21 protein-coding genes are annotated in these 24,448 nt (G+C 59.6%); 12 read left to right on the plus strand and 9 right to left on the minus strand.

Features of this window, described 5'->3' with window-relative positions:
• The first annotated feature begins 5 nt into the window (after positions 1-5).
• The 8 genes from QDT79_RS11900 to QDT79_RS11935 all read left to right on the plus strand — a co-directional run bounded on the left by QDT79_RS11900 (position 6) and on the right by QDT79_RS11935 (position 9,007).
• Entirely contained in the window at positions 6-1,163 is a 1,158-nt protein-coding gene (locus tag QDT79_RS11900) for a YbfB/YjiJ family MFS transporter (protein ID WP_107227450.1), read from the plus strand.
• A gap of 243 nt (positions 1,164-1,406) precedes the next feature.
• Positions 1,407-2,072: a GTP cyclohydrolase I FolE gene (folE, locus tag QDT79_RS11905; protein ID WP_004938969.1), complete on the plus strand. Its 666-nt coding sequence runs from the start codon at positions 1,407-1,409 to the stop codon at positions 2,070-2,072.
• A 79-nt stretch (positions 2,073-2,151) separates the two neighbouring features.
• Positions 2,152-3,324 (plus strand): DUF418 domain-containing protein YeiB, encoded by a 1,173-nt coding sequence (yeiB, locus tag QDT79_RS11910; RefSeq protein WP_107227451.1) that lies wholly within the window; start codon positions 2,152-2,154, stop codon positions 3,322-3,324.
• Positions 3,325-3,450: 126 nt separating this feature from the next.
• Positions 3,451-4,488: an HTH-type transcriptional regulator GalS gene (galS, locus tag QDT79_RS11915; RefSeq protein WP_107227452.1), complete on the plus strand. Its 1,038-nt coding sequence runs from the start codon at positions 3,451-3,453 to the stop codon at positions 4,486-4,488.
• Positions 4,489-4,752: 264 nt separating this feature from the next.
• Positions 4,753-5,745, plus strand: coding sequence for a galactose/glucose ABC transporter substrate-binding protein MglB (gene mglB / locus QDT79_RS11920; protein WP_063988873.1), 993 nt, complete (start codon positions 4,753-4,755; stop codon positions 5,743-5,745).
• Positions 5,746-5,844: 99 nt separating this feature from the next.
• Entirely contained in the window at positions 5,845-7,353 is a 1,509-nt protein-coding gene (gene mglA, locus QDT79_RS11925; RefSeq protein WP_033637724.1) for a galactose/methyl galactoside ABC transporter ATP-binding protein MglA, read from the plus strand.
• Positions 7,354-7,364: 11 nt separating this feature from the next.
• Entirely contained in the window at positions 7,365-8,375 is a 1,011-nt protein-coding gene (gene mglC, locus QDT79_RS11930; protein ID WP_004938953.1) for a galactose/methyl galactoside ABC transporter permease MglC, read from the plus strand.
• 239 nt (positions 8,376-8,614) lie between these two features.
• Complete coding sequence (locus tag QDT79_RS11935; RefSeq protein ID WP_107227453.1) at positions 8,615-9,007, plus strand: tautomerase family protein; 393 nt, start codon at positions 8,615-8,617, stop codon at positions 9,005-9,007.
• A 115-nt stretch (positions 9,008-9,122) separates the two neighbouring features.
• Here QDT79_RS11935 and sanA read toward each other — a convergent pair whose 3' ends face one another.
• The 8 genes from sanA to metG form a co-directional block, all read right to left on the minus strand.
• Positions 9,123-9,866: an outer membrane permeability protein SanA gene (gene sanA / locus QDT79_RS11940; RefSeq protein WP_004938948.1), complete on the minus strand. Its 744-nt coding sequence runs from the start codon at positions 9,864-9,866 to the stop codon at positions 9,123-9,125.
• A gap of 169 nt (positions 9,867-10,035) precedes the next feature.
• Positions 10,036-11,733, minus strand: coding sequence for an NAD-dependent malic enzyme (locus QDT79_RS11945; RefSeq protein ID WP_004938945.1), 1,698 nt, complete (start codon positions 11,731-11,733; stop codon positions 10,036-10,038).
• Between the two features lie 221 nt (positions 11,734-11,954).
• Positions 11,955-12,839 (minus strand): cytidine deaminase, encoded by an 885-nt coding sequence (gene cdd / locus QDT79_RS11950; protein WP_063989314.1) that lies wholly within the window; start codon positions 12,837-12,839, stop codon positions 11,955-11,957.
• A 137-nt stretch (positions 12,840-12,976) separates the two neighbouring features.
• Positions 12,977-13,672 carry a CidB/LrgB family autolysis modulator gene (locus tag QDT79_RS11955; RefSeq protein ID WP_107227455.1) on the minus strand — a complete coding sequence of 232 codons (696 nt, stop codon included), beginning with the start codon at positions 13,670-13,672 and terminating at the stop codon, positions 12,977-12,979.
• A complete protein-coding gene (locus QDT79_RS11960; RefSeq protein WP_063989316.1) occupies positions 13,669-14,076 on the minus strand; it encodes a CidA/LrgA family protein in 408 nt (135 codons plus the stop codon). The genes QDT79_RS11955 and QDT79_RS11960 overlap by 4 nt, the downstream gene beginning before the upstream one ends.
• A 138-nt stretch (positions 14,077-14,214) precedes the next feature.
• Complete coding sequence (locus QDT79_RS11965; protein ID WP_107227456.1) at positions 14,215-15,429, minus strand: MFS transporter; 1,215 nt, start codon at positions 15,427-15,429, stop codon at positions 14,215-14,217.
• A gap of 131 nt (positions 15,430-15,560) precedes the next feature.
• Positions 15,561-16,628 carry a sugar ABC transporter substrate-binding protein gene (locus tag QDT79_RS11970; protein ID WP_308316535.1) on the minus strand — a complete coding sequence of 356 codons (1,068 nt, stop codon included), beginning with the start codon at positions 16,626-16,628 and terminating at the stop codon, positions 15,561-15,563.
• Positions 16,629-16,850: 222 nt separating this feature from the next.
• Positions 16,851-18,878, minus strand: a complete 2,028-nt coding sequence (metG, locus tag QDT79_RS11975; RefSeq protein ID WP_107227458.1) for a methionine--tRNA ligase — start codon at positions 18,876-18,878, stop codon at positions 16,851-16,853.
• A 159-nt stretch (positions 18,879-19,037) separates the two neighbouring features.
• Between metG and apbC the strand changes: the two genes are divergently transcribed.
• Positions 19,038-20,150 (plus strand): iron-sulfur cluster carrier protein ApbC, encoded by a 1,113-nt coding sequence (gene apbC, locus QDT79_RS11980; protein WP_063989320.1) that lies wholly within the window; start codon positions 19,038-19,040, stop codon positions 20,148-20,150.
• A gap of 45 nt (positions 20,151-20,195) precedes the next feature.
• Here the strand turns inward: apbC and QDT79_RS11985 are convergent, their stop codons facing one another.
• Positions 20,196-20,825 (minus strand): phosphatase PAP2 family protein, encoded by a 630-nt coding sequence (locus QDT79_RS11985; RefSeq protein ID WP_063989321.1) that lies wholly within the window; start codon positions 20,823-20,825, stop codon positions 20,196-20,198.
• Between the two features lie 229 nt (positions 20,826-21,054).
• On the opposite strand from QDT79_RS11985, the gene udk reads away from it, so the two are divergent.
• The 3 genes from udk to asmA all read left to right on the plus strand — a co-directional run bounded on the left by udk (position 21,055) and on the right by asmA (position 24,280).
• The gene (gene udk / locus QDT79_RS11990) at positions 21,055-21,696 is read left to right on the plus strand and encodes a uridine kinase (protein WP_004938922.1); all 642 of its coding nucleotides are present in this window, start codon (positions 21,055-21,057) and stop codon (positions 21,694-21,696) included.
• A gap of 125 nt (positions 21,697-21,821) precedes the next feature.
• Positions 21,822-22,403: a dCTP deaminase gene (gene dcd, locus QDT79_RS11995; RefSeq protein ID WP_004938917.1), complete on the plus strand. Its 582-nt coding sequence runs from the start codon at positions 21,822-21,824 to the stop codon at positions 22,401-22,403.
• Positions 22,404-22,447: 44 nt separating this feature from the next.
• The gene (gene asmA / locus QDT79_RS12000) at positions 22,448-24,280 is read left to right on the plus strand and encodes an outer membrane assembly protein AsmA (RefSeq protein WP_107227460.1); all 1,833 of its coding nucleotides are present in this window, start codon (positions 22,448-22,450) and stop codon (positions 24,278-24,280) included.
• Positions 24,281-24,448: the final 168 nt, after the last annotated feature.

Consider the following 24,448-nt stretch of genomic DNA (forward strand, 5'->3'; position numbering starts at 1 on the left):
CCGGTATGGCTTTACGTATTGCCTTGAGCGGTTTTGCCGCGCTGATCGTCGCGATGGGTATCGGCCGCTTCGCTTTCACTCCCCAGGTGCCGCTGATGATCGCGGAACACCAGTTCAGCCTCACCGGCGCCGGGCTGGTGGCGGCGATCAACTACCTGGGCTACCTGTGCGGCGCCTACGACGCGATGCGCGCCACGCGCCACGTCGAGCGGCGCCTGTGGCTTGGCGTGTGGGGCGCGGTGGCGCTGACGCTGCTGTCGGCGCTGGCGCAGGATGAATGGACGCACGGTGCGCTGCGTTTCGTCATCGGCTGGGCCAGCGGCTGGGCGATGGTACTGGTGGCGGCCTGGACAAACGAGCGGTTGGCGCACTACGGCCGGCCGGCGCTGAGTGCGGCGGTGTTCGCCGGGCCGGGTGCCGGTATCTTCCTCAGCGGCATGCTGGCGGTGGGCATCAACACGCTGGGGCTGACGGCGGCGCAGGCTTGGCTGGTATATGGCGGGCTGGCACTGGTGTTGGTCGGGGGGATTAGCGCCTTTCTGCCGCGCAGCGGTGAGCTGCATCGCCCGGACGTGGCCCCGGAGCCGCTGCTGCTGACGCCGGCGCTCAAACGCCTGGTGTGGAGCTACAGCCTGGCCGGTTTCGGCTACATCCTGCCGGCGACGTTCTTGTCGCAGATGGCGGCCGCGCGCTTTCCCGACAGCCTGTTTGCGCAGTTCGTCTGGCCGGTGTTCGGCGGCGCGGCGGTACTGGGGATCGTTATCGGTATTTTGACCCGCCACCGGCTGACCACCCAGACCCGGCTGGCGATCACGCTGTGGATACAGGCGCTGGGCGTGCTGAGCGCCGAAGTGGTGCCGGGCGTGGCCGGCCTGGCGTTGGGGGCGTTGCTGACCGGCGGCGGTTTTCTCTGCGTGGTGCAGCTCGCCCTTCAGCACGGCCGTGAACTGGCGCCGCGCCATGCGCGTTACATGGCCGGATTGCTGACTACCGGTTATGCGATCGGCCAACTGGTCGGGCCGATGCTGTCGGCGCTGTCGACCGCCTTGACCCATCGACTGGAACCTGCGCTGTACGTGGCGGTGGCGGCACTGTTGGTGGCCGGTGCGCTGATGGTGAATACCCCGGCGCGGCGGTTGGCGCAAAAAACGGCGATGCGGTGATTAAAATCCATACAAAAAACGTGGAATCCTGCAGCCGGCCTGATTGTGCTAAATGCGAATATTTCACCTGCGGATGAAGCACTATCACTGGATAATCGCCGCGCTCTCATCTACAGTGGGGCAAAATCTTGACCGGGTTCACGTTATCCACCACGAAAACTCTGCCGTCACGAGAGCAAGCAATTCGCCGGCCGCACGCCCTACCAGGCCGCCGGCGGGTTCCGTCCGCAGGAGAACAAAGACATGACATCATTAAGTAAAGAAGCCGCGCTGGTGCATGCGGCACTGGAAGAGCGTGGTCTGGAGACGCCGCTGCGCGGGGAAGTGCTGGATCGCGAAACGCGCAAGCGCCGCATCAAAGAGCACATGACCGAAATCATGCAGCTGCTGAATCTCGATCTGTCCGATGACAGCCTGGCGGAGACGCCGCATCGCATCGCCAAAATGTATGTCGACGAGATCTTCTCCGGGCTGGACTACGCCAACTTCCCGAAAATTACCGTCATCGAGAACAAGATGAAGGTGGATGAGATGGTGACGGTGCGTGATATCACGTTGACCAGCACCTGCGAGCACCACTTCGTGACCATCGACGGCAAGGCCACCGTGGCCTATATCCCGAAAGACTCGGTGATCGGCCTGTCGAAGATCAACCGCATCGTGCAGTTTTTCTCCCAGCGTCCGCAGGTGCAAGAGCGCCTGACCCAGCAGATCCTGGTGGCGCTGCAGACTCTGCTCGGCACCAATAACGTGGCGGTATCGATCGATGCGGTCCATTATTGTGTCAAGGCACGCGGCATTCGCGACGCGACCAGCGCCACGACTACCACCTCGCTGGGGGGGCTGTTCAAGTCCAGCCAGAACACCCGTCAGGAGTTCCTGCGCGCGGTGCGCCATCACCAGGGCTGATGGCGTTGCGGGGCGACCCGCACGACGACAACAGGCGCCTGCGGGCGCCTTTTTCATGAGCGGAAGACAGCGATAAAAAATGAACAGTCACCCTCTGCCGCGCATCGCCACGTTGGACTGCGTGCGCGGCATCGCCATCCTCGGCATTTTATTGCTGAACATTAGCGCCTTCGGCTTGCCGAAGGCCGCCTACCTCAACCCGGCCTATTTGGGTATGCCGTCGTCGCGCGATGCCTGGACCTGGGCGCTGCTCGATCTCTTCGCCCAGGCCAAGTTCCTGGCGATGTTCGCGCTGCTGTTCGGCGCCGGGCTGCAAATGCTGCTGCGGCGCGGCAAAAGCTGGATCCGCGCGCGGCTGTCGTGGCTGGTGCTGTTCGGCCTTGCGCACGCCATCTTCCTGTGGGACGGCGATATTCTGCTGGCCTACGGGCTGATCGGCCTGGTGTGCTGGCGCATGATCCGCGAAGCCAGGGAAACCTTCCAGCTGCTGAAAACCGGCGTGGTGCTCTACCTGATCGGTGTGGCGGTGCTGCTGCTGCTCGGTTTTATCTCGCACGGTGAACCGGGCAGCTTCTGGCAGCCGGGCGTGGCGGAGCTGCAGTACGAGAAGTTCTGGAAGCTGCAGGGCGGTTTCGAAGCCTGGCGCAGCCGCACCGATTTGCTCTCGTCCAGCCTGCTGGCCATCGGCGCGCAGTATGGCTGGGAGCTGGCGGGGCTGATGCTGTTCGGCGCCGGGCTGATGCGCAGCGGCTGGCTGCGCGGCAGTTATTCCTCCGGCTATTACCTGCGGCAGGCGGCGTGGCTACTGCCGCTTTCGGTGCTGATCCAGCTGCCGGCGGTGGCGCTGCAATGGCAGGTCCACTGGGACTATCGCTGGAGCGGTTTCCTGCTGCAGGTCCCGCGCGAGCTGGGCGCCCCGCTGCAGGCGATGGGCTATCTGGCGCTGTGTTACGGTTTCTGGCCCACGCTGTCGCGCATGCGCATCGCCCACTGGCTGACCCTGGTGGGACGTATGGCGCTGAGCAACTACCTGCTGCAAACGCTGATCTGCACCACGCTGTTTTATCGCTTCGGTCTCTATGAGCAGTTCGACCGGCTGCAGCTGTTGGCATTCGTGCCGCTGGTCTGGCTGGCCAACCTGGCGTTTTCCGCACTGTGGCTGCGTTACTTCGAGCAGGGGCCGATGGAGTGGCTGTGGCGCCGGTTGACGCAGTTGGCCGCCGGCGCAGCGGAACCCAGGGCGTTGAAGTGAGCGCCTGCCGGCAGGTTAAAAAAATGTATGTAAACGTTTTCTTTCCTGTGACGTAATTCACGCGAGCAGCGGGCCAATCGGGGTAGGATAGCGCCACCGGCCACTACCCCGATTTCAGGATCCCGCATGCCTCCAGTTCATCCGATCACCATTCGCGACGTGGCGAAACGCGCCGGGGTCTCCGTGGCGACCGTCTCCCGCGTGCTGAACCACAGCGCGCTGACCAGCAAGGAGACGCGCGAGCAGGTGCTGCAGGCGGTGGCGGATCTGGGCTATCGCCCCAACGCCAATGCGCAGGCGCTGGCGACCCAAAGCAGCGATACCCTGGGCGTGGTGGTGATGGACGTCTCCGACCCGTTCTTCGGCGCGCTGGTGAAAGCGGTAGACACGGTGGCGCAGAAACACCACAAATACCTGCTGATCGGCAACAGCTATCATCAGGCGGACAAAGAGCGCCACGCGATCGAAGTGCTGATCCGACAGCGTTGTAACGCCCTGATTGTTCACGCCAAAGCCCTGAGCGACGCCGAACTGATCGGTTTTCTGGAACAGGTGCCGGGCATGGTGCTGATCAACCGGATTATCCCCGGTTATGAGCCGCGCTGCGTCGGGCTGGATAACGTCTGCGGCGCGGAAATGGCGATGCGTCTTTTGCTGTCGCAGGGCCATCGGCGCATCGGTTATCTGGGCTCCAATCACCCGATCGAAGACGGGCCGCTGCGCCAGCAGGGCTATGCGCAGGCGATGACCGCCGCCGGGCTGGCCACGCCCGACAACTGGCGCGCCTACGGTTCGCCGGATCTGCAGGGCGGCGAGGCGGCGATGGTGGAGCTGCTGGGGCGTAATCTACAGCTGAGTGCGGTGTTCGCCTACAACGACGCCATGGCTGCCGGCGCCATGGCGGTGCTGAAAGAAAACGGTATCACAGTGCCGCAGCATTTCTCGCTGATCGGCTTCGATGACATCCCCATCGCGCGTTACACCAGCCCCAAGCTCACCACGGTGCGCTATCCGATCGTCTCGATGGCCACGCTGGCCACCGAGCTGGCATTGCAGGGCGCAGCAGGCCTGGTGGAGCCGCAGGCCGCTCATCTGTTCATGCCGACGCTGGTGCGGCGCCATTCTGTCGCCCCTTGGCAAAGTGAGGCGACGGTCACTCTCTGACGATTTAATCTTGTGTAACCGTTTTCAATCTGTGAGAAAATTCACAGAATATTAACATCACGCCGTCTATGCTCTAGGCGTTTTCCGGCGCAAAGGCCCTTGCCGCTGCAACCTTTATCTCGCGCTGACACAGCATTTCTCGGAAATAACAAGATCCACGGACGACAGGTGTTGAGTGGAAATCGCCTGGCCTGGGGTGTGCGCACTGCCGGTGACCATTGGCTTAAAGACGAGTAATACCCTACACAGAACCGGAGACTGACAATGAATAAGAAGGTTTTCACCCTGGCCGCCCTGGCCGCAGCCATGATGTTTGGCGCCGCAGCCCATGCTGACACCCGTATTGGCGTCACGATTTACAAGTACGACGACAACTTCATGTCGGTGGTGCGCAAGGCTATTGAGAAAGACGCCAAGGCTTCACCGGACGTCACCCTGCTGATGAATGACTCGCAGAACGACCAGTCCAAGCAGAACGATCAGATCGACGTGCTGCTGGCCAAGGGCGTGAAAGCGCTGGCGATTAACCTGGTCGACCCGGCCGCGGCACCGGTGGTTATCGATAAGGCGCGCGCAAACGATATCCCGGTAGTGTTCTACAACAAAGAGCCTTCCCGCAAAGCGTTGGACAGCTATGATAAGGCATATTACGTCGGCACCGACTCCAAAGAATCCGGCGTGATCCAGGGCGAGCTGATCGCCAAACACTGGAAAGCCAACCCGGCCTGGGATCTGAACAAAGACGGCCAGATCCAGTTCGTGCTGCTGAAAGGCGAGCCGGGCCACCCGGATGCCGAAGCGCGCACCACCTACGTGGTGAAAACGCTGAACGAAAAAGGCATCAAGACCCAGCAACTGCAGATGGATACCGCGATGTGGGATACCGCGCAGGCGAAAGACAAGATGGACGCCTGGCTCTCCGGCCCGAACGCCAACAAGATTGAAGTGGTGATTGCCAACAACGACGCCATGGCGATGGGCGCGGTGGAAGCGCTGAAAGCGCACAACAAGACCAGCATCCCGGTGTTTGGCGTCGATGCGTTGCCTGAAGCGCTGGCGCTGGTGAAATCCGGCGCGATGGCGGGCACGGTGCTGAATGACGCCGATAACCAGGCGAAAGCCACCTTCGAGCTGGCGAAAAACCTGGCGGCGGGCAAACCGGCCACCGAAGGCACCCAATATAAAGTCGAAAATAAAGTCGTGCGTATTCCTTACGTCGGCGTAGATAAAGACAACCTGTCTCAGTTTGTTAAATAAGAATTGAGATCCCGCTAAGACCCCGCCGGCGGCGCCAACACCAGGAATACCGCCGGCGGGGATGTTTACGACTGCAAGATCGTTAAGCCAGGTGTATTTATGGCCGATAGCTCACGCGAATTTCTGCTGGAAATGACGGATATCTGTAAGTCATTTCCCGGCGTCAAAGCCTTGGACAATGTCAATTTACGCGTCCGCCCGCACTCGATTCACGCCCTGATGGGGGAGAACGGCGCGGGGAAATCAACGTTGCTGAAATGCCTGTTCGGCATTTACAAAAAAGACAGCGGCAGCATTGTGTTTCAGGGCCGGGAAATCGATTTCAAAAGTTCGAAGGAAGCGCTGGAGCACGGCGTTTCCATGGTGCACCAGGAGCTGAACCTGGTGCTGCAGCGCACCGTGATGGACAACATGTGGCTGGGGCGCTACCCGACCAAAGGCCTGTTCGTCGATCAGGAAAAAATGCTCAAAGACACCCAGGCGATCTTCGACGAGCTGGATATCGACATCAACCCGCGCGAAAAGGTGGGCAACCTGTCGGTATCGCAGATGCAGATGATCGAGATCGCCAAGGCGTTCTCCTACGACGCCAAAATCGTCATCATGGATGAACCGACCTCCTCGCTGACGGAGAAAGAGGTCAATCATCTGTTCACCATCATCCGCAAGCTGAAAGAGCGCGGCTGCGGCATCGTTTATATCTCGCACAAGATGGAAGAGATCTTCCAGCTGTGCGACGAGATAACGGTGCTGCGCGACGGCCAGTGGATCGCCACCCAGCCGTTGGAAGGGTTGGATATGGACAAGATCATCGCGATGATGGTCGGCCGCTCGCTCAGCCAGCGCTTCCCCGACAGGCAGAACACGCCGGGTGAGGTGATCCTCGAGGTGAAAAACCTGACGTCGTTGCGCCAGCCCTCGATCCGCGATGTGTCCTTCGATCTGCACCAAGGCGAGATCCTTGGCATTGCCGGATTGGTAGGCGCCAAACGCACCGATATCGTCGAGACGTTGTTCGGCATTCGCGAAAAGGTGGCGGGCACCATCAAGCTGCACGGCAAGGCGATCGATAACCACAGCGCCAACGAAGCGATCAACCACGGTTTTGCGCTGGTGACCGAAGAGCGCCGTTCCACCGGGATTTACGCCTACCTCGACGTGGGCTTCAACTCGCTGATCTCCAATATCCGCAATTATAAAAACAAACTCGGCCTGCTGGATAACGCGCGGATGAAGAGCGACACCCAGTGGGTGATCGACGCCATGCGGGTGAAAACGCCGGGGCATCACACCCATATCGGCTCGCTGTCCGGCGGTAACCAGCAGAAGGTGATCATCGGCCGCTGGCTGCTGACGCAGCCGGAGATCCTGATGCTGGATGAACCGACGCGCGGCATCGACGTGGGCGCCAAGTTCGAGATTTATCAGCTGATGACCGAACTGGCGAAGAAGGGCAAGGGGATCATTATCGTCTCGTCCGAAATGCCGGAGCTTTTGGGGATCACCGACCGTATTTTGGTGATGAGCAATGGTCAGGTTGCGGGCATCGTTAACACCAAACAGACCTCGCAAAATGAAATCTTACGTCTCGCCTCCCTGCACCTTTAAGGATCGGAATTATGAACGCGCTAAATAAAAAAACCTTATTTACCTATTTCAAGGAAGGCGGCATTTACGTGGTGTTGCTGGTGCTGTTGGCCATCATCATCATTCAGGATCCTACCTTCCTCAGCCTGATGAACCTGAGCAACATTCTGACGCAGTCTTCGGTGCGCATCATCATCGCGCTGGGCGTGGCGGGGCTGATCGTGACCCAGGGCACCGACCTGTCCGCCGGGCGACAGGTGGGGTTGGCGGCGGTGGTGGCGGCCACGCTGCTGCAGTCGATGGATAACGTCAACAAGGTATTTCCGCACATGGAAACCTGGTCGATTCCCCTGGTCATCCTGCTGGTGTGTGCGGTCGGTGCGGTGATTGGCCTGGTTAACGGCCTGATTATCGCCTATCTCAACGTGACGCCGTTCATCACCACCTTGGGCACCATGATCATCGTCTACGGCATCAACTCGCTGTATTACGATTCGGTTGGCGCTTCGCCGGTCGCGGGCTTCGATCCGAAGTTTTCCACCTTTGCCCAGGGGTTCTTGCGCTTCGGTGACTTTAAGCTGTCGTACATTACCTTCTATGCGCTGATTGCCATCATATTCGTCTGGATCCTGTGGACCAAGACCCGCTTCGGCAAGAACATTTTCGCCATCGGCGGTAACCCGGAAGCGGCCAAAGTGTCCGGGGTCAACGTGCCGTTGAACCTGATCATGATCTATGCGCTGTCCGGCGTGTTCTACGCCTTTGGCGGCCTGCTGGAAGCGGGGCGCATCGGCAGCGCCACCAATAACCTCGGCTTTATGTACGAGCTGGATGCCATCGCCGCCTGCGTGGTGGGGGGCGTCTCCTTCGCCGGCGGGGTGGGTACGGTGTGGGGCGTGGTGACCGGGGTGATCATCTTCACCGTCATCAACTACGGCCTGACCTATATCGGCATCAACCCGTACTGGCAGTACATCATCAAGGGCAGCATCATCATCTTCGCCGTGGCGCTGGACTCGTTGAAATACGCCAAGAAGAAGTAGATTTATCACCTCGCAGACAATAAGGCCGGCCTATTGCCGGCCTTGTTACGTTGGGGCGATGTACGGTGCCAGGCAAAATAATAAGATATTATTTGGTAATGGCTGGTTGGGTGGTTTCGGGTAAGGGATATTGCCCGATCTTGAGGTTGGGTGGGTTACAGCGTGACACAGTTTTCGGGCTACCAACATGACATGAAGTCAGTAAACTGGTTTTATTTACCGTTCTCAGGGAGCAAACTATGCCTGTATTTACCATTACGCTGAAAAGACGTAATACGCTTGATAAGAAAAGAATTTCATCGGCTATTCACACGGCGGTAGTAAAAACCGGCTATCCTGCGAACGATCAATTCCAGCGCTTTATCCGTCTTGAGGAAGACGATTTATATGTGGATCCCACTTATCCCGATCTGGAATCCCCCCGCAGCGCTAACTTCGTGTTGATTGAAGCTATGCTTTCCTCTGGCTCCCCCGATGCCCGCAAACAATTACTCTTACAGTCTCTGGTGCAGGAACTCGCCCTGATTGGACTGGACAGCAATGACCTGATGGTCCTCTTCATTGAATTGGACCGTTTGAATAGTTCATTCGGCGGTGGCAGAAGGGCATCCCCACTTTCAATGTCGCAATAAGCTGTCAGCGTACGTAGAGGGGGCTTTACGCAAATCATCCGGTATTCGTTTTTCTCGGATAATACGCCCTTTTAGCGTATTGCTGGGGGCGCGTGTAAAACCCTCTGCTGGATGATTAAGGCTGTTTGGCTTTCTGCTTCTCTTCTTTCAGCTTGTGCTCCAGCTCAACCAGCTGTTCCGGTGACACGGCGGGATAGCCCTGGGCGTCTTCCGGCACGGTGTGCATGGCGGAGATCGGGATCAGCGGGCCGAGGAAGCGCGGTTCGCGCTTGAGGATGTACAGATCGGTCAGCGCGCCCAGACGAGCGAAGATCTCGCGGGCGCGGACCGTCATCATGTCTTTCGGCGACGGCACCGCGTAGCACTGCGCCTGAATGCCCATGTGCAGGGCGATGAACAGCGCGCGCTCGCAGTGGAAACGCTGGGTGATGATGATGAAATCGTTGGTGTCGAACACCTTGCGGGTGCGCACGATGGAGTCCAGGGTGCGGAAACCGGCGTAGTCCAGCACGATATCGCTCGGCGCCACGCCGGCGGCGATCAGATCGCGGCGCATGGTCATCGGCTCGTTATAGCTTTGCTGGGCGTTGTCGCCGCTCAGCAGCAGGTATTTCACCTTGCCGCTGTTATAGGCGTTGATCGCCCCCTGAATGCGGTAACGGTAGTACTGGTTGATCACCCCGGTGCGGTAATACTTGGCGGTGCCGAGCACCACGCCGACCTGGCGGTGCGGCAATTCCTGCAGTTCGTCGTAGACGTAAGGCGCGGTTTTCCAGCTGATCCAGCGATCGAGCGCAATAGCCGAACCCATCAACACCGCAATGATGATGAACAGGCTGATGATCAGGCGTTTCCACATGTTGTTGCCTTACGCGCGCCGGGCTGAAAAAGATGGATCAAGGCTACTTTACCTGACCGACCGACGCAAGACGCGAACCGCCTGAAGCACGCCCACCGCCGCATTTTTCGGCGGTTTTGCGGCACAAAAAAGCCCGGCGGAGCCGGGCTGGGTCATTTCAGCGCGCCAATCAGAACGAGGTGCGCTTGTAGCTGCGGTACTGCGGCCGCCAGAAGTTGTGCTCGATGGCTTTCGACAGCGCGTCTTCGGAGGTGACGATCGCCACACCCTGCAGCTGCGCCGCCTTACCTACTTCCATGGCGATGCACTTCGACACGCCCTGAATATCGTCGATATTCGGCAGCAACGCGCCGTGGCCGTCGGTGGCCAGCGGCGAACAGTCCGCCAGCGCGCGGCTGGCGGCCATCAGCATGGCGTCGGTGACGCGGGTGGCGCCGGAGGCCAGCACGCCGAGACCAATCCCGGGGAAGATGTAGGAGTTGTTGCACTGGGCGATCGGGTACAGCTGCTCTTTATAGCTTACCGGCGCGAACGGGCTACCGGTTGCCACCAGGGCGGCGCCGTCGGTCCAGTTGATGATGTCTTCCGGACGGGCTTCCACGCGCGAGGTCGGGTTGGACAGCGGCATCACGATAGGGCGCTCGCAGTGCTTATGCATTTCGCGGATCAGCTCTTCGGTAAACAGCCCCGGCTGGCCGGACACCCCGATCAGAATGGTCGGCTTGGCGTTGCGCACCACGTCCAGCAGCGAGATGGCGTCGCTGGCGGTTTCCCAACCGGCCAGGTTGTCGCTCTTCTGTACCAGCTTGCTCTGGAAATCGAGCAGGTTCGGCAGTTTGTCGGTCAGCAGGCCGAAGCGGTCGACCATGAATACGCGGGCGCGCGCTTCGTCTTCGCTCAAGCCTTCGGACTTCATCTGCGCGATGATTTGCTCGGCGATGCCACAGCCGGCGGAACCGGCGCCGAGGAAGGTGACGGTCTGATCGCGCAGCTGGCTGCCGGCGGCGCGGCTGGCGGCGATCAGGCTGCCGAGGGTCACCGCGGCGGTGCCCTGAATGTCATCGTTGAAGCAGCAGATCTCGTCGCGATAGCGGTTCAACAGCGGGGTGGCGTTGTTCTGCGCGAAGTCTTCGAACTGCAGCAGCACGTTCGGCCAGCGGCGTTTGACCGCCTGAATAAACTCTTCGACGAAGGCGTGGTACTCCTCGCCGGAGATGCGCGGATGGCGCCAGCCCATGTACAGCGGATCGTTGAGGCGCTGCGGGTTGTTGGTGCCGACGTCCAGCACCACCGGCAGCGTGTAGGCCGGGCTGATGCCGCCGCAGGCGGTGTACAGCGACAGTTTGCCGATGGGGATGCCCATGCCGCCGATACCCTGGTCGCCCAGACCGAGAATGCGCTCGCCGTCGGTGACCACGATCACCTTGACGTTCTGCTTGGTGGCATTTTGCAGCATGTCATCGATGCGATCGCGGTTCGGGTAGGAGATGAACAGCCCGCGCGCGCGGCGGTAGATATCGGAGAAGTGCTCACAGGCCTCGCCGACGGTCGGGGTGTAGATGATCGGCATCATCTCGCTCAGGTGCGAGTCCAGCAGGCGGTAGAACAGGGTTTCGTTGGTGTCCTGGATGTTGCGCAGGTAGATGTGCTTGTCGTTATCGTTCTTGAAATCCTGATACTGACGGTAGGCGCGTTCCACCTGTTCTTCGATGGTTTCCACCGCTTCCGGCAGCAGGCCGTGCAGGTTGAAGTGGCTACGTTCTTCCTCGGTGAAAGCGCTGCCTTTGTTCAGCAGCGGAAATTCCAGCAGAATCGGGCCGGCGTAAGGGATGTAGAGCGGGCGTTTGCTTTCGTATTCTAGTTCCATCAGTTTTACTCTTCACGTATCAGATAACTTTATTGCCGACGATCCTAAGAGATAAAGAGAAGATGTACAGCATTTGTTGCCAGATGATGAACCAGGTTGGCGTAATTATCGACAATCAAATGATTTTTTAACTAAAGAAAGTCTCTCTGGCGGCGTTGGGGCATTGTATTTGGCGGGCGGGGCTGTTAGCGGCGGAACCGGATGGCTCCGCCGTGGTGCGCTTAGAACGCGGCGCGGCTGACGTTTTGGCAGCCCAGTGCCGCCAGCGTGGCGCGGGTGGCGTCCCACTGGCTGAGGATCGCCTCTTGCGGTTCGACCAGCACGGCGCGGCGGATGTTCAGACAATCGCCGCCGGAGAGGTTCAGCAGGATCAGCGCGGCCTGCAACGGCGGCAGGCTCGGGTTGAAGGCGGCGTTTTCTGCATAGCGGCCGGCGTAGAGGTTACCGTCCTGCGTTTCCAGCGCCACGCCGCTGTGGGCGTTGCTGTACGGTGCGTGGCTCTGATTGGCCGCCGCCAGCGCCGCCTGCGTCAGCGCATCGTCCAGCGCCAGCCGGTGGCCGTGATCGACCTTGTCCATCAGCAGCGAAGCGATATCCAGATCTTTCGGGCCGAAGGCGTCCGGCAGATAGTCCGCCAGCGTGGCCGGCGCGCGGCCCGGCAGACGGATCTGCAGATCGCCGCCGCTGTTCAGCTCATTCATAAACTGACGGCAATGGCCGCACGGCGTGTAGTTGACGGTGACCGAAGCCAGTGCCGGTTCACCGCGCAGCCAGGCATGGGTAACCGCGCACTGTTCCGCATGCACGGTTTGCTGCAGCGGTGCGCCGCTGAATTCCATATTGGCACCGAAATAGAGGTTGCCACTTTGCCCGCGTGCGATGGCGCCGACGTGGAAGTGCGATATTGGGGTTAACGAGCAGGCCGCCGCCAGCGGCAGCAGCGCGAATGCCAGCGCATCATCGTCCAGTCCGCAGCCTGTGCGGATCGCCGCCGCTTGCTCGGCCGTGAACATCGCCGGAAAGTCAGGCGCGTCCAGATAGGGCTGCAGGGCGGATTGCAGTGTCGCGGGCAGTGCGCTGAACGCGGTGTGAAAACGCGGATGCATAGAAAGTCTCTCTACAGGTTAACGGGATAACATTCTAGGCAGGCCAGAGACATTAAAGTGTGATTAATGTCTCTTAATCGATGAAATTAATGCAATGAGATACATAAATGCGAGATGTATCGCAAGTTTCAACGTATTCAACCGAACAGATGCAGCAGCACCGGGAACAGGAACGGCGCCAGCAGCGAGGTGATAATGCCGCAGATCACCAGCGCCAGCGAGCCGAAAGCGCCTTCCTGGTAGTCCATCTCCGCGCAGCGTGCGGTGCCCAGCGCGTGGGATGCGGTGCCCATCGCCAGGCCGCGCGCCGAGTGGGTGGTGATTTTCAACAGGTTGAACAGCGTATGGCCGAGCACGGCGCCGAGGATACCGACGAAAATGACGCAGACCGCGCTGATCGCCGGAATGCCGCCGAGCGAGTCCGCGACGGCCATGGCGATCGGCGTAGTGACCGATTTCGGCAGGATAGAGGCGGCGATTTCCGGCGTGGCGCCCAGCCACAGGGCGATGGCGCCGCCGCTGATCATGGCGGTCAGGCTGCCGATGAAGCACACCGCGATAATCGACTTCCAGCGCGCGCGGATCTGGTGCAGCTGTTCATACAGCGGGAAGGCCAGCGCGACGACCGCCGGCTGCAGCAGATCGTTGAGGATTTTGCTGCCCTGAAAGTAGCGCTCATAGGAGATGCCGGTGAGTAGCAGCAGCGGGATGATCACCGCCATGGACACCAGCAGCGGGTTGAGCAGTGGCATGTTCAGCTTATGCGCCAGCCAGCGCGCGGCGAAATAGACCGCCAGCGTTAGCGGCAGCGACCACCAGATTTCATGGATCATGGGTTACCCTCCGTGTCGTCGGGCTTACCGACGATGCGGCGCTCGCGGTGAAAATAGTGTGAGGTATAGCCGACCACCACCAGCACCATCAGCGTGCTGATGAGGCAAGAAATAACCAGTGGGCCCAGATGCGCGACGATCTGGTCATAGTATTTCATCACCCCGACGCCGATCGGCACGAACAGCAGCACCATGTAGCGGATCAGCAAATGGCAGCCGGGTTTGACCCATTTGGCCGGCATAATTTGGGTAGAGAGCAGGGCGAACAGCAGCAGCATGCCGAGGATGCTGCCGGGAATGGCGAACGGCAGCAGCGCCGCCAGCGCGTTGCCGACGAACAGACAAAGATAGATGAGGAGCAGGGCTCTCAGGTATTTCCAGCACAGTGTGAGCACGTTGGCCATTGTCTTTTCCCGTTTAACTGATGCATTCATCATACAATTAAACTGTGAGCCATGCCACAGATCGCACCATGAATTCTCGCTATGGGTGCCATGCCCGAACGGCGGGTTGACAGCCCGCAATGGCCGTTGCGGGCGGGGTCAGCGCGCGTCTTCGGCGATTGCCGCCGCGTGTTCCGCCAGCCGGTGGCCGAGGAAGAAAAACAGCAGGCTGAGCAGCGCCGCGACGATCAGCATCACGAACATCAGCGGCGGCGCGGCATAGCTGAGCAGCACCCCGCACAGCACCGGGTTGATGGCGCCGCCCAGCGCGCTGAGATTTTGTACCCCATAGTAGCTGCCTTTCAGGTGCGGCGGCGCGATAAAGTCGATAAACATGTATTCTACCGGGATAACGATGATTTCGCCGAGGGTAAATACCGCCATCGCCGCCAGCCATAGCCAGACCGCCTGGCCGGCCACCATGAAACCAAGCAGCCCGATGATGAAAAACAGCGTGCCCAGCACCAGCCAGCGCAGCATGTTTTCCTGGCGCATGCCGCGGCTGAGCAGGTATTGCAGGGCGATGACGATGCTGGCGTTGACAATCATCACCAGCCCGATGATTTTGTAGGCAAACTCGGCGCTGGAGACGGTGATCAGGTACTGCGACAGATAGCCGGTGAACTGACCGAACACCACGGCGCCCAGGGTGCTGCCGAGAGTGAAGTAGATCAGCCGCCGATCGCTGCGCAGGATAGTCAGCGTCTGGCGGAAGTTGGGGAGCGCCGCGGGTGCGGTGGCGGCTGGCGTTGCGCGCTGTTCCCGACCGCGCAAGCGCAGGCTGAGCGCCGCCACCGTCGCCAGCGCCAACCCGCCCGACAGGTAAAACGGCAGCAGTGGACTCAGCCCGGCCACCAGGACGCCGAGCGCAGAACCGATCGCCCAGCCGACGTTGACCAATGTGTAGTTGATTGAAAAAGCCTTGATGCGCTGCTCGGCCGGCAGCCAGTCGGCGAAGCAGGCCTTAATGGTGATGCTCAGCACCGAATAACAGGTATGCAGGATCGCCAGCACCACGATCACGCCGCCGGGGCGCGGGATCCAGGGAAGGGCGAAGAAGCTCAGCGCAAACAATAAAATCGACAGCAGGATCAGGCGGTTCTTGCTGAATTTGTCTACCAGATAGCCGCCGTACAGGCTGGCAAGTATGCCGAGGGTCAGGCTGACACCCAGGATCACGCCCACGCTCTTCGGCAGCAGATGGAAATGCTCGGTGAGGTAGATAGTGATGAACGGCAGCGTCACGCCGCGGCCGATGGTCAACACCAGCGAACTGGCCAGCAGTACGTTGATCAGCGGGGGAAATCCCTTCATTCGAAGCCTGTTTATGCATACAGTTATTGGGTAATGCAGATAACATAGCGCATTTTGGCGAGGACGGAAGGGGAAAGCCGATAATTAGTTTAAAAACAGAGGCTGCGTCGCCAGCCTCGTCAAAAAAAGCATTATTTACCGTGTTCGGCCTGCAGCGTGGCGAACCACGGCTGCACGAAGTCGCTGCTGCTGCCCCAGCCGGGGATGATCTTCGCCAGCCCGGCGACGTTGACCGGCCCCGGCTGCGCCTGTAACAGCGCCTGCGGAATGACCGTCGCTTTGAACTGATAGCTGTCCGGCGTGCTTTCCCCGGCGATCTTGTTGGCCACTAGGCGCAGGTTGATCGCGCCGATAAGCTTCGGATCCACCGCCACGCTGACCTGCCACGGGCTGCCGGCTTCGCGCATCAACTGCAAGTCCTGGTTGGAAATATCGATGCTGTACAGCTTGATTTCGGTACGCCCGTTCTCTTTCAACGCCTTGTAAGCGCCCTGGGTAAAGGCATCCCAGGTGCCCCAGATGGCGTCGATCTTGCCTTTCGGGTATTTCGCCAACACCGCGCCCACCTTGTTGGCGGTATCGCCCTGTACGTCGGAGGAGACCGCGCCGATCGATTCCAGCTCATGAATGCCCGGATGCTGTTTCAGCAGTTGCTGATAGGCGGCCTGGCGGCGTTCCATCGGCGGGAAGCCGGCTACCCAGAGTTTGATGATGTTGGCCTGGCCGTTGAAATCCTTCACCAGCTGGCCGAAGGAGGCGTTGGCCAGTGAAGCGTCGTCCTGCTGTGAGACGGTGACGCCGGGAACGCTGCCGCTGACGTCGGTATCGAAAGCCGCTACGGCGATACCGGCCGCCGCGATGCGTTTGACCAGGTTGGTGGAATAGGGGGCTCGCCCCTGCGAGAGAATGATGCCGTCATATTTCTGGCTGATAGCCTGGTTGACGAAGTCCTGGAAGCGCGCGTCGTCGCCGTTGCTGAGGAAGGTGTCCACTTTGAAGCCCAGCTTGCGCCCTTCCTGAATGGCACCCGCCAAAAATTGCGTGGTGTTGTCGTCGGAGCCGAGATTGCGGATCACCGCGATGCGCACCGGCCCCTGATGCTGAGCGATGGCGGCCGGCACGGCGGCAGTTTCCGCCGCCTGCAGCGGCAGGGCGGCCAGCAGGCTGAGGGCGAGCAGCGAAGTCTTGAGGTTTTTCATTATTATAGGCTCCAAAAAAGCAGGGTAACGATCCCGGTGAAGGTCTGTTATAGCAGTCTTTCTATCTGGACGTCTATTTGTTGTTGCTGAGCATCATAGCGGGATGCGGCGGGCGAGGGAATCAGAGCGGTTATGACTTTTTCTTACTGTTTATAACGTTGGGTTTGAGGCATTAAAAAAGGGCCGAGCAAGCTCGACCCTTGATGTAACGCGCCGGTGCGGTTACTTGACCTGCATGCCTGGCTGTGCGCCGCTGTCCGGGCTCAGCAGGAAGATCTCTTTCCCGCCAGGGCCCGCCGCCATCACCATGCCTTCCGAAACGCCGAAACGCATTTTGCGCGGCGCCAGGTTGGCGACCATGATGGTCAGGCGGCCTTCCAGCGCTTTCGGATCCGGGTAAGCGGAGCGAATGCCGGAGAAGATCTGGCGCGATTCGCCGCCCAGGTCCAGCTGCAGTTTCAGCAGTTTGTCAGAGCCTTCGACAAAGTCGGCGCTCTTGATCAGGGCGATGCGCATGTCCACCTTGGCGAAGTCGTCGAAGGTGATGGTTTCCTGGATCGGATCATCGGCCAATGGACCTGTCACCGGTTTGGCGGCGGCCATGTCTTCCTTCGAAGCGTTGACCATCTCGCTGACCTTGTCCAGATCGATGCGGTTGAACAGCGCTTTGAATGCGTTCACCTGATGGCCCAGCAGCGGCTGCGGGATCGTGTCCCAGCTCAGCTCGGCATTGAGGAACGCTTCGGCGCGTTCGGTCAGCGAAGGCAGCACCGGCTTCAGGTAAGTCATCAGCACGCGGAACAGGTTGATGCCCATCGAGCAGATGGCCTGCAGATCGGCGTCGCGGCCTTCTTCCTTCGCCACCACCCAAGGTGCCTGCTCATCCACGTAACGGTTGGCCAGATCGGCCAGCGCCATGATTTCGCGGATCGCGCGGCTGAACTCGCGGCCGGCGTAAGCTTCGGCGATGCTCTGCGCCGCGTCGACGAAGGTCTGGTACAGCGCCGGATCGGCCAGGCTGTCGGCCAGCTTGCCGCCGAAGCGCTTGTTGATAAAGCCGGCGTTGCGCGACGCCAGGTTCACCACCTTGTTGACGATATCGGCGTTTACGCGCTGCACGAAGTCTTCCAGATTGAGATCGATGTCATCAATGCGTGAAGAGAGCTTGGCGGCGTAGTAATAGCGCAGGCAGTCGGCGTCCAGATGCTGCAGGTAGGTGCCGGCCTTGATGAAGGTGCCGCGCGACTTGGACATTTTGGCGCCGTTCACCGTCACGTAGCCGTGCACGAACAGGTTGGTCGGTTTGCGGAAGTTGCTGCCTTCCAGCATCGCCGGCCAGAACAGGCTGTGGAAGTAGACGATGTCCTTGCCGATAAAGTGATACAGCTCGGTAGTGGAGTCTTTGCGCCAGAACTCGTCGAAGTCCAGATCGCCGCGCTTGTCGCACAGGTTCTTGAAGGAGCCCATGTAGCCGATCGGCGCGTCCAGCCAGACGTAGAAGTATTTGCCCGGCGCATCCGGGATCTCGAAGCCGAAGTAAGGCGCATCGCGGGAGATGTCCCACTGCTGCAGGCCGGATTCGAACCACTCCTGCATCTTGTTCGCTACTTGCTCTTGCAGCGCGCCGGAGCGCGTCCACGCCTGCAGCATTTCGCTGAAGGCCGGCAGGTCGAAGAAGAAGTGTTCGGAGTCGCGCATCACCGGCGTCGCGCCGGAAACCACGGACTTCGGATCGATCAGTTCCGTCGGGCTGTAGGTGGCGCCGCACACTTCGCAGTTGTCGCCGTACTGATCGGGCGATTTGCATTTCGGGCAGGTGCCTTTCACGAAACGGTCCGGCAGGAACATGCCTTTCTCCGGATCGTACAGCTGAGAAATGGTGCGGTTCTTGATAAAACCGTTTTCTTTCAAGCGGCTGTAAATCAGGGTGGACAGCTCGCGGTTTTCATCGCTATGGGTCGAATGGTAGTTGTCATAGCTGATGCCAAAGCCGGCGAAATCCTGTTGGTGCTCCTGGCTCATCTCCGCGATCATTTCTTCCGGTTTCACGCCCAGTTGCTGCGCTTTCAGCATGATCGGCGTGCCGTGCGCGTCGTCCGCGCAGATGAAATGCACTTCGTGGCCGCGCATTCGTTGGTAACGCACCCAGATATCCGCCTGGATGTGCTCGAGCATGTGGCCGAGATGGATGGAACCATTTGCGTACGGTAGCGCGCACGTCACCAATAATTTTTTCGCGACTTGAGCCATAGTGAGAACTTGCTTTCTGTAATGAATAAAAGGGCCTTCGATGTTAACCGATCGCGCCCTTCGCTGCTAGGGCGGTTTCTTGCAGGTTATATGCGCCAGCGGCAGCGCAGTTCTGATATGCTTAGCCGGAAGCTACCCATTCAAAATCAAGGAGCCGGGATGAACGCAAAATCCCCTGAGCAGACCAACCCCGAAGTTCTGCGCGCCCTGGTGACCGGTGTACTGGCCGCCTTTGAACACCCGACGTTGAAAAACAACCTGACCGCATTGAAGGCCATCCATCACTGCGCGTTGCTGGACGATGTGCTGCATATCGAACTGACGATGCCGTTTGCCTGGCAGAGCGGTTTTGAGGCGCTGCAGGCGAGCGTCGGCCCCGAATTGCTGCGCGTGACCGGCGCCGGCGCCATCGACTGGAAGCTAACTCACGATATCACGACGCTGAAGCGTGCCAACGGCCAGGCCGGGATCAAAGGCGTGCGCAATATCATCGCCGTCAGCTCCGGCAAAGGCGGGGTGGGGAAATCCACCACCGCCGTCAACCTGGCGCTGGCGCTGGTCGCCGAAGGGGCCAAGGTCGGTATTCTGGACGCCGACATTTACGGCCCGTCGATCCCCAATATGCTGGGCACCGAACACGAGCGGCCGACTTCGCCGGACGGTCAGCACATGGCGCCGATCGTGGCGCACGGCCTGGCGACCAACTCCATCGGTTACCTGGTGACCGACGACAACGCCATGGTGTGGCGCGGCCCGATGGCCAGCAAGGCGCTGATGCAGCTGCTGCAGGATACGCTGTGGCCGGATCTGGATTACCTGGTGCTGGACATGCCGCCGGGCACCGGCGACATCCAGCTGACGCTGTCGCAGAACATTCCGGTGACCGGCGCGCTGGTGGTTACCACCCCGCAGGATATCGCTTTGCTGGATGCCGCCAAGGGCATCGTGATGTTCGAGAAAGTGCATGTGCCGGTGCTGGGCATCGTGGAGAACATGAGCGTGCACATCTGCAGCAACTGCGGTCACCATGAGCCGATCTTCGGCACCGGCGGCGCTGAGAAGCTGGTGCAGAAATACCACAGCCGCCTGCTGGGGCAGATGCCGCTGCATATCTCGCTGCGCGAAGACCTGGATCGCGGTACGCCGACGGTGATCAGCCGCCCGGACAGCGAATTCGCCGAAATGTATCGTCAACTGGCCGGTCGCGTGGCTGCGCAGATGTATTGGCAGGGCGAGGCGATCCCGACAGAGATTGCATTCCGCGCGCTGTAATCTGCCTATCGCAAAGCAAGAACCCGGCTTAAACACCGGGTTTTTTTATGGGATGCGGACAGGGTTGTGCAAATCTGCCCGGGTATAGGGACGTTCGATCTGAGCCAGCGTTTTGGCGATATGCTCCAGCAACCCCTGGGTGGGAGCCGGCTGCCGCTGCCCCATCAGCGCCAATGGCAAGGCCAGCGCGATGGCGAAGTGGGGCCAAGAGAGATGCGGGCGCGTTTTGCTTCGCTGCAACCACAGGAACAGTGCGCTGGCCAGATAGCCTAAAATCAGCCCGCTGATCACCTCTGATACCGAGTGAACACGAATTTCCAGCCGCGAAACGCCGATGGCGAAAGGCAATATCCACCCGGTCAGCAAAGCGATGCTACGTATTGGGTGGTAAAAGCGGCCGGTCAACGTCCAGAGCAGTGGCGGCCAGATGCTTGCCGCGAGGGCTGAATGGCCGCTGAATCCGGTGAAATCATAGTGCTCGCTGCCTATGCCCCAGCCCATAAAGGCCAGTTTGGACAGGCAGACCAGCCCGCCGGTGAATCCGAAGATCAGCGCCCACTGCCAGCCCGCCGCGCGGGTGGTGGGAGAGATGAGCAGCAATAAAAACAGAATCAGCGCGCAGGGCAGCAGTAGCATACTGTCGCCGAAAAAAGTCAGAAAATACCAATCCAGCACATCAATCTCCGATGAAGGGGGCGGGGAGCAAAAGTCAGCGCCGGGGAGTGTAACCCGTTACGGCGCGTTGCCCTAGCCGCGAGATTCTTAAAATGCTGCGTGCCCGTGGCGTAGCAGCCCGAATTCGCCCGCCGCCGCGTAATATACAGTGGCGGAATCCCCGGCGACTCCCTATAATTGTCGCGTTTTAGTTCCCCCCTTCACATTACGAAATCAGGTCTTTAATTTTATGACTGACAATCCGCATCAGTGCGTCATTATTGGTATAGCTGGCGCATCTGCCTCCGGAAAAAGCCTTATTGCCAGCACGTTGTACCGCGAACTCCGCGAGCAGGTCGGCGATGAGCACATCGGCGTTATTCCAGAAGACAGTTACTATAAAGACCAGACTCACCTGACCATGGAAGAACGGGTCAAAACCAACTATGACCACCCGAGCGCCATGGATCACAACCTGCTGTTCCAGCATCTGCAAATGCTGAAGGCCGGCAAGGCGATCGAACTGCCGCTGTACAGCTACACCGAGCACACGCGCAAGAAAGAAACCGTCCATCTCGAACCTAAAAAAGTGATCATTCTGGAAGGGATCTTGCTGCTGACGGATATCCGCCTGCGCCAGGAGATGAACTTCTCGATCTTTGTCGACACGCCGCTCGATATCTGCCTGATGCGCCGCATGAAGCGCGACGTCAACGAGCGCGGCCGCTCGATGGATTCGGTAATGGCGCAATACCAGAAAACCGTGCGTCCGATGTTCCTGCAGTTTATCGAACCTTCCAAACAATACGCCGATATCATCGTCCCGCGCGGCGGCAAAAACCGCATTGCGATCGATATTCTGAAAGCCAAAATCAGCCAATTCTTTGAATAATGCCGCTTAATGGCCGGAAATGCGTATTTCCGGCCGGCGGCCAACTATTTGCACCCCGGCGTAGACCTTTCGCCCGTTGTGTGGCAATTTTTGTTTAGTTACGCGTTTTGATGGAGAAGAAAGACATGAGACTGTGCGACCGCGATATAGAAGCCTGGCTGGATAGCGAGAAACTGGTGATTTCCCCGCGCCCGCCGCTCGAACGCATCAACGGGGCCACAGTAGATGTCCGTTTGGGCAATCAGTTCCGCGTGTTCCGCGGCCATACCGCGCCTTTTATCGATCTTAGCGGGCCGAAAGACGAAGTCAGCGCCGCGCTGGATCGCGTGATGAGCGACGAGATTGTCCTGCCGGAAGGCGAGGCGTTCTTCCTTCATCCCGGCGAACTGGCCCTGGCAGTGACGTTCGAATCCGTGACGCTGCCGAACGATCTCGTGGGTTGGCTCGACGGCCGTTCTTCTCTGGCGCGTCTGGGGCTGATGGTGCACGTGACCGCGCACCGTATCGATCCTGGCTGGCACGGGCGCATCGTGCTGGAGTTTTACAACTCCGGCAAGCTGCCGCTGGCGCTGCGGCCGGGGATGCTGATTGGCGCTTTGAGCTTTGAGCCGTTGTCCGGCCCGGCGGCCCGGCCATACAACAGCCGGCAGGACGCAAAATATCGCGATCAGCAGGGCGCAGTAGCCAGTCGAATCGACAAGGACTAACGGCGCGGGATGCACCGTCGGTGTGGCGCTGACAAGAGGGTGGCATGAGAAGATTACTGACGACATTGGCGATTTTACTGGTGGTCGTGGTGGCGGGAATGTCCGCGCTGGTACTGCTGGTCAATCCGAATGATTTTCGCGGTTACATGGTCAAAAAGGTCGAGCAGAAGAGCGGCTACCAGCTAACGCTCGAAGGCGACCTGCGTTGGCATATCTGGCCGCAGCTCAGCATTTTGGCCGGGCGCATGACGCTGACTGCGCCGGGCGCCAAGGCGCCGGTGGTGAGCGCGGAAAACATGCGTCTTGACGTCAAACTGTTGCCGCTGCTGTCGCATCAGCTGTTTGTGAAACAGGTGATGTTGAAAAATGCCGTCATTCGCCTCACGCCCGACAGTGAAGAGCACTCGCAAGTGGACGCCCCGATTGCGCCGGCCGGCAGCGGCGCTGATGCGGCAGACGCGGCCTGGAAGTTCGACATCGATAACCTGCGCGTCGTGGACAGCCTGTTGATTTGGCAGCGTGCTGACAACGAGCAAATCAATGTCCGGGACATCAATCTTACCCTGCAGCAAACGGAGAAACGGCAGGCGCAGCTGGACATTTCCAGCCGGGTCAACCGCGATCAGCGCGACCTGGCCTTCAGCATGGCGGCCGATATCGATCTGCAGCAGTTCCCGCACCAGATCGGCGCCAAGGTGACCCAGTTCAATTACCAATTGTCGGGGGCTGATATTCCGAACGGCGGTATTCAAGGCGAGGGTAATGCTCAGGTGGTCTATCAGCAGACGCCGGCGCAAATTGCCGTCAGCCAGCTGAACGTCAGTGCCAATAACAGTCAGTTGACCGGCGATATCAGCGCCAGCCTGGGGACGGTGCCCGGCTATGTGGTGAACCTGAATTCGGCTAATCTCGATCTTGACGCGCTTTCCGGTTGGCAATCCAGCACCAATACCGCCGAGCAGCCCGCCGTGACCGCCGCGCCGGTAATCGCCAGCCAGGTTGACGATCGGCAGCAGAACCTGGAAGCGCTGCGCGATTTCAATGCACAGCTGAATCTGCAGGCGGCGCAGTTGACCTACCGCGGTATGAACGTTACCCAGTTAGCCGTCGCGGCGGATAATCAACGCGGCCTGTTGACGCTGCATAAACTTGCCGGGCAATTGGCCGGCGGCGATTTCTCCTTGCCGGGATCGCTCGACGCACGCGGCAATAAACCGGTGATAAACGTGAAGCCGACCCTGAACCAGGTTGAGCTCGGCACGGTGCTCAAAGCCTTCGACATGCCGCAGATGCTGACCGGCAAATTCAGCATGAAAGGGGATTTGACCGGCGATCGCCTTTCTTCACAGTCATTTGAGCACCGTTGGCGCGGTACGGCGCAGCTGGCGATGCAGGATGCGCAGTTGCACGGCCTGAACATTCAGCAATTGATCCAACAGGCGGTGGCGCGCAACGATAACAGCGTGCGCGGGCAAGACAGCTATCAGCGTTATACCGAAGTCAAAAGCGTCTCGGCGCAGGCCAGCCTGAGCCAGGGCACAGTCAAACTCAGCAGCCTGACGGCGGATTCGCCTTTGCTGGCGCTGACCGGCGCCGGCAGTATCGATATGCCGGGAAAACAGTGTGATATGGCACTTAACGTGCGCGTCACGGGCGGCTGGCAAGGGCGGGGTGAACTGATCGAGCAACTGCAAAAAACGCCGATCCCGCTTCGGGTTTACGGGCCGTGGCAACAGCTGAATTACCAACTGCAGGTCGATCAGGTGCTGCGCAAAACGCTGCAGGATCGGGCCAAAGATGCGTTGAACAAATGGGCTGAAAAGAACAAGGATTCGCGCGAAGGCCAGGATCTGAAAAAGCTGCTCGACAAACTGTAATTCCCCAACGCGGGCCATACTGTGGCCCGCGTCAATATCGATGCTCCTCGCGATAATTTCCCTCCGTTACCTTGATGAAGGTCATGAAGAAACGTGCTCAGTTTGTGCAGAGTAGGAACCTATTCTGCGATTGCGATGCGCCTGGGCGCGAAAACATGACGAGTTGAG

Source organism: Serratia marcescens (assembly GCF_029846115.1).
Taxonomy (GTDB): Bacteria; Pseudomonadota; Gammaproteobacteria; order Enterobacterales; family Enterobacteriaceae; genus Serratia; species Serratia marcescens_L.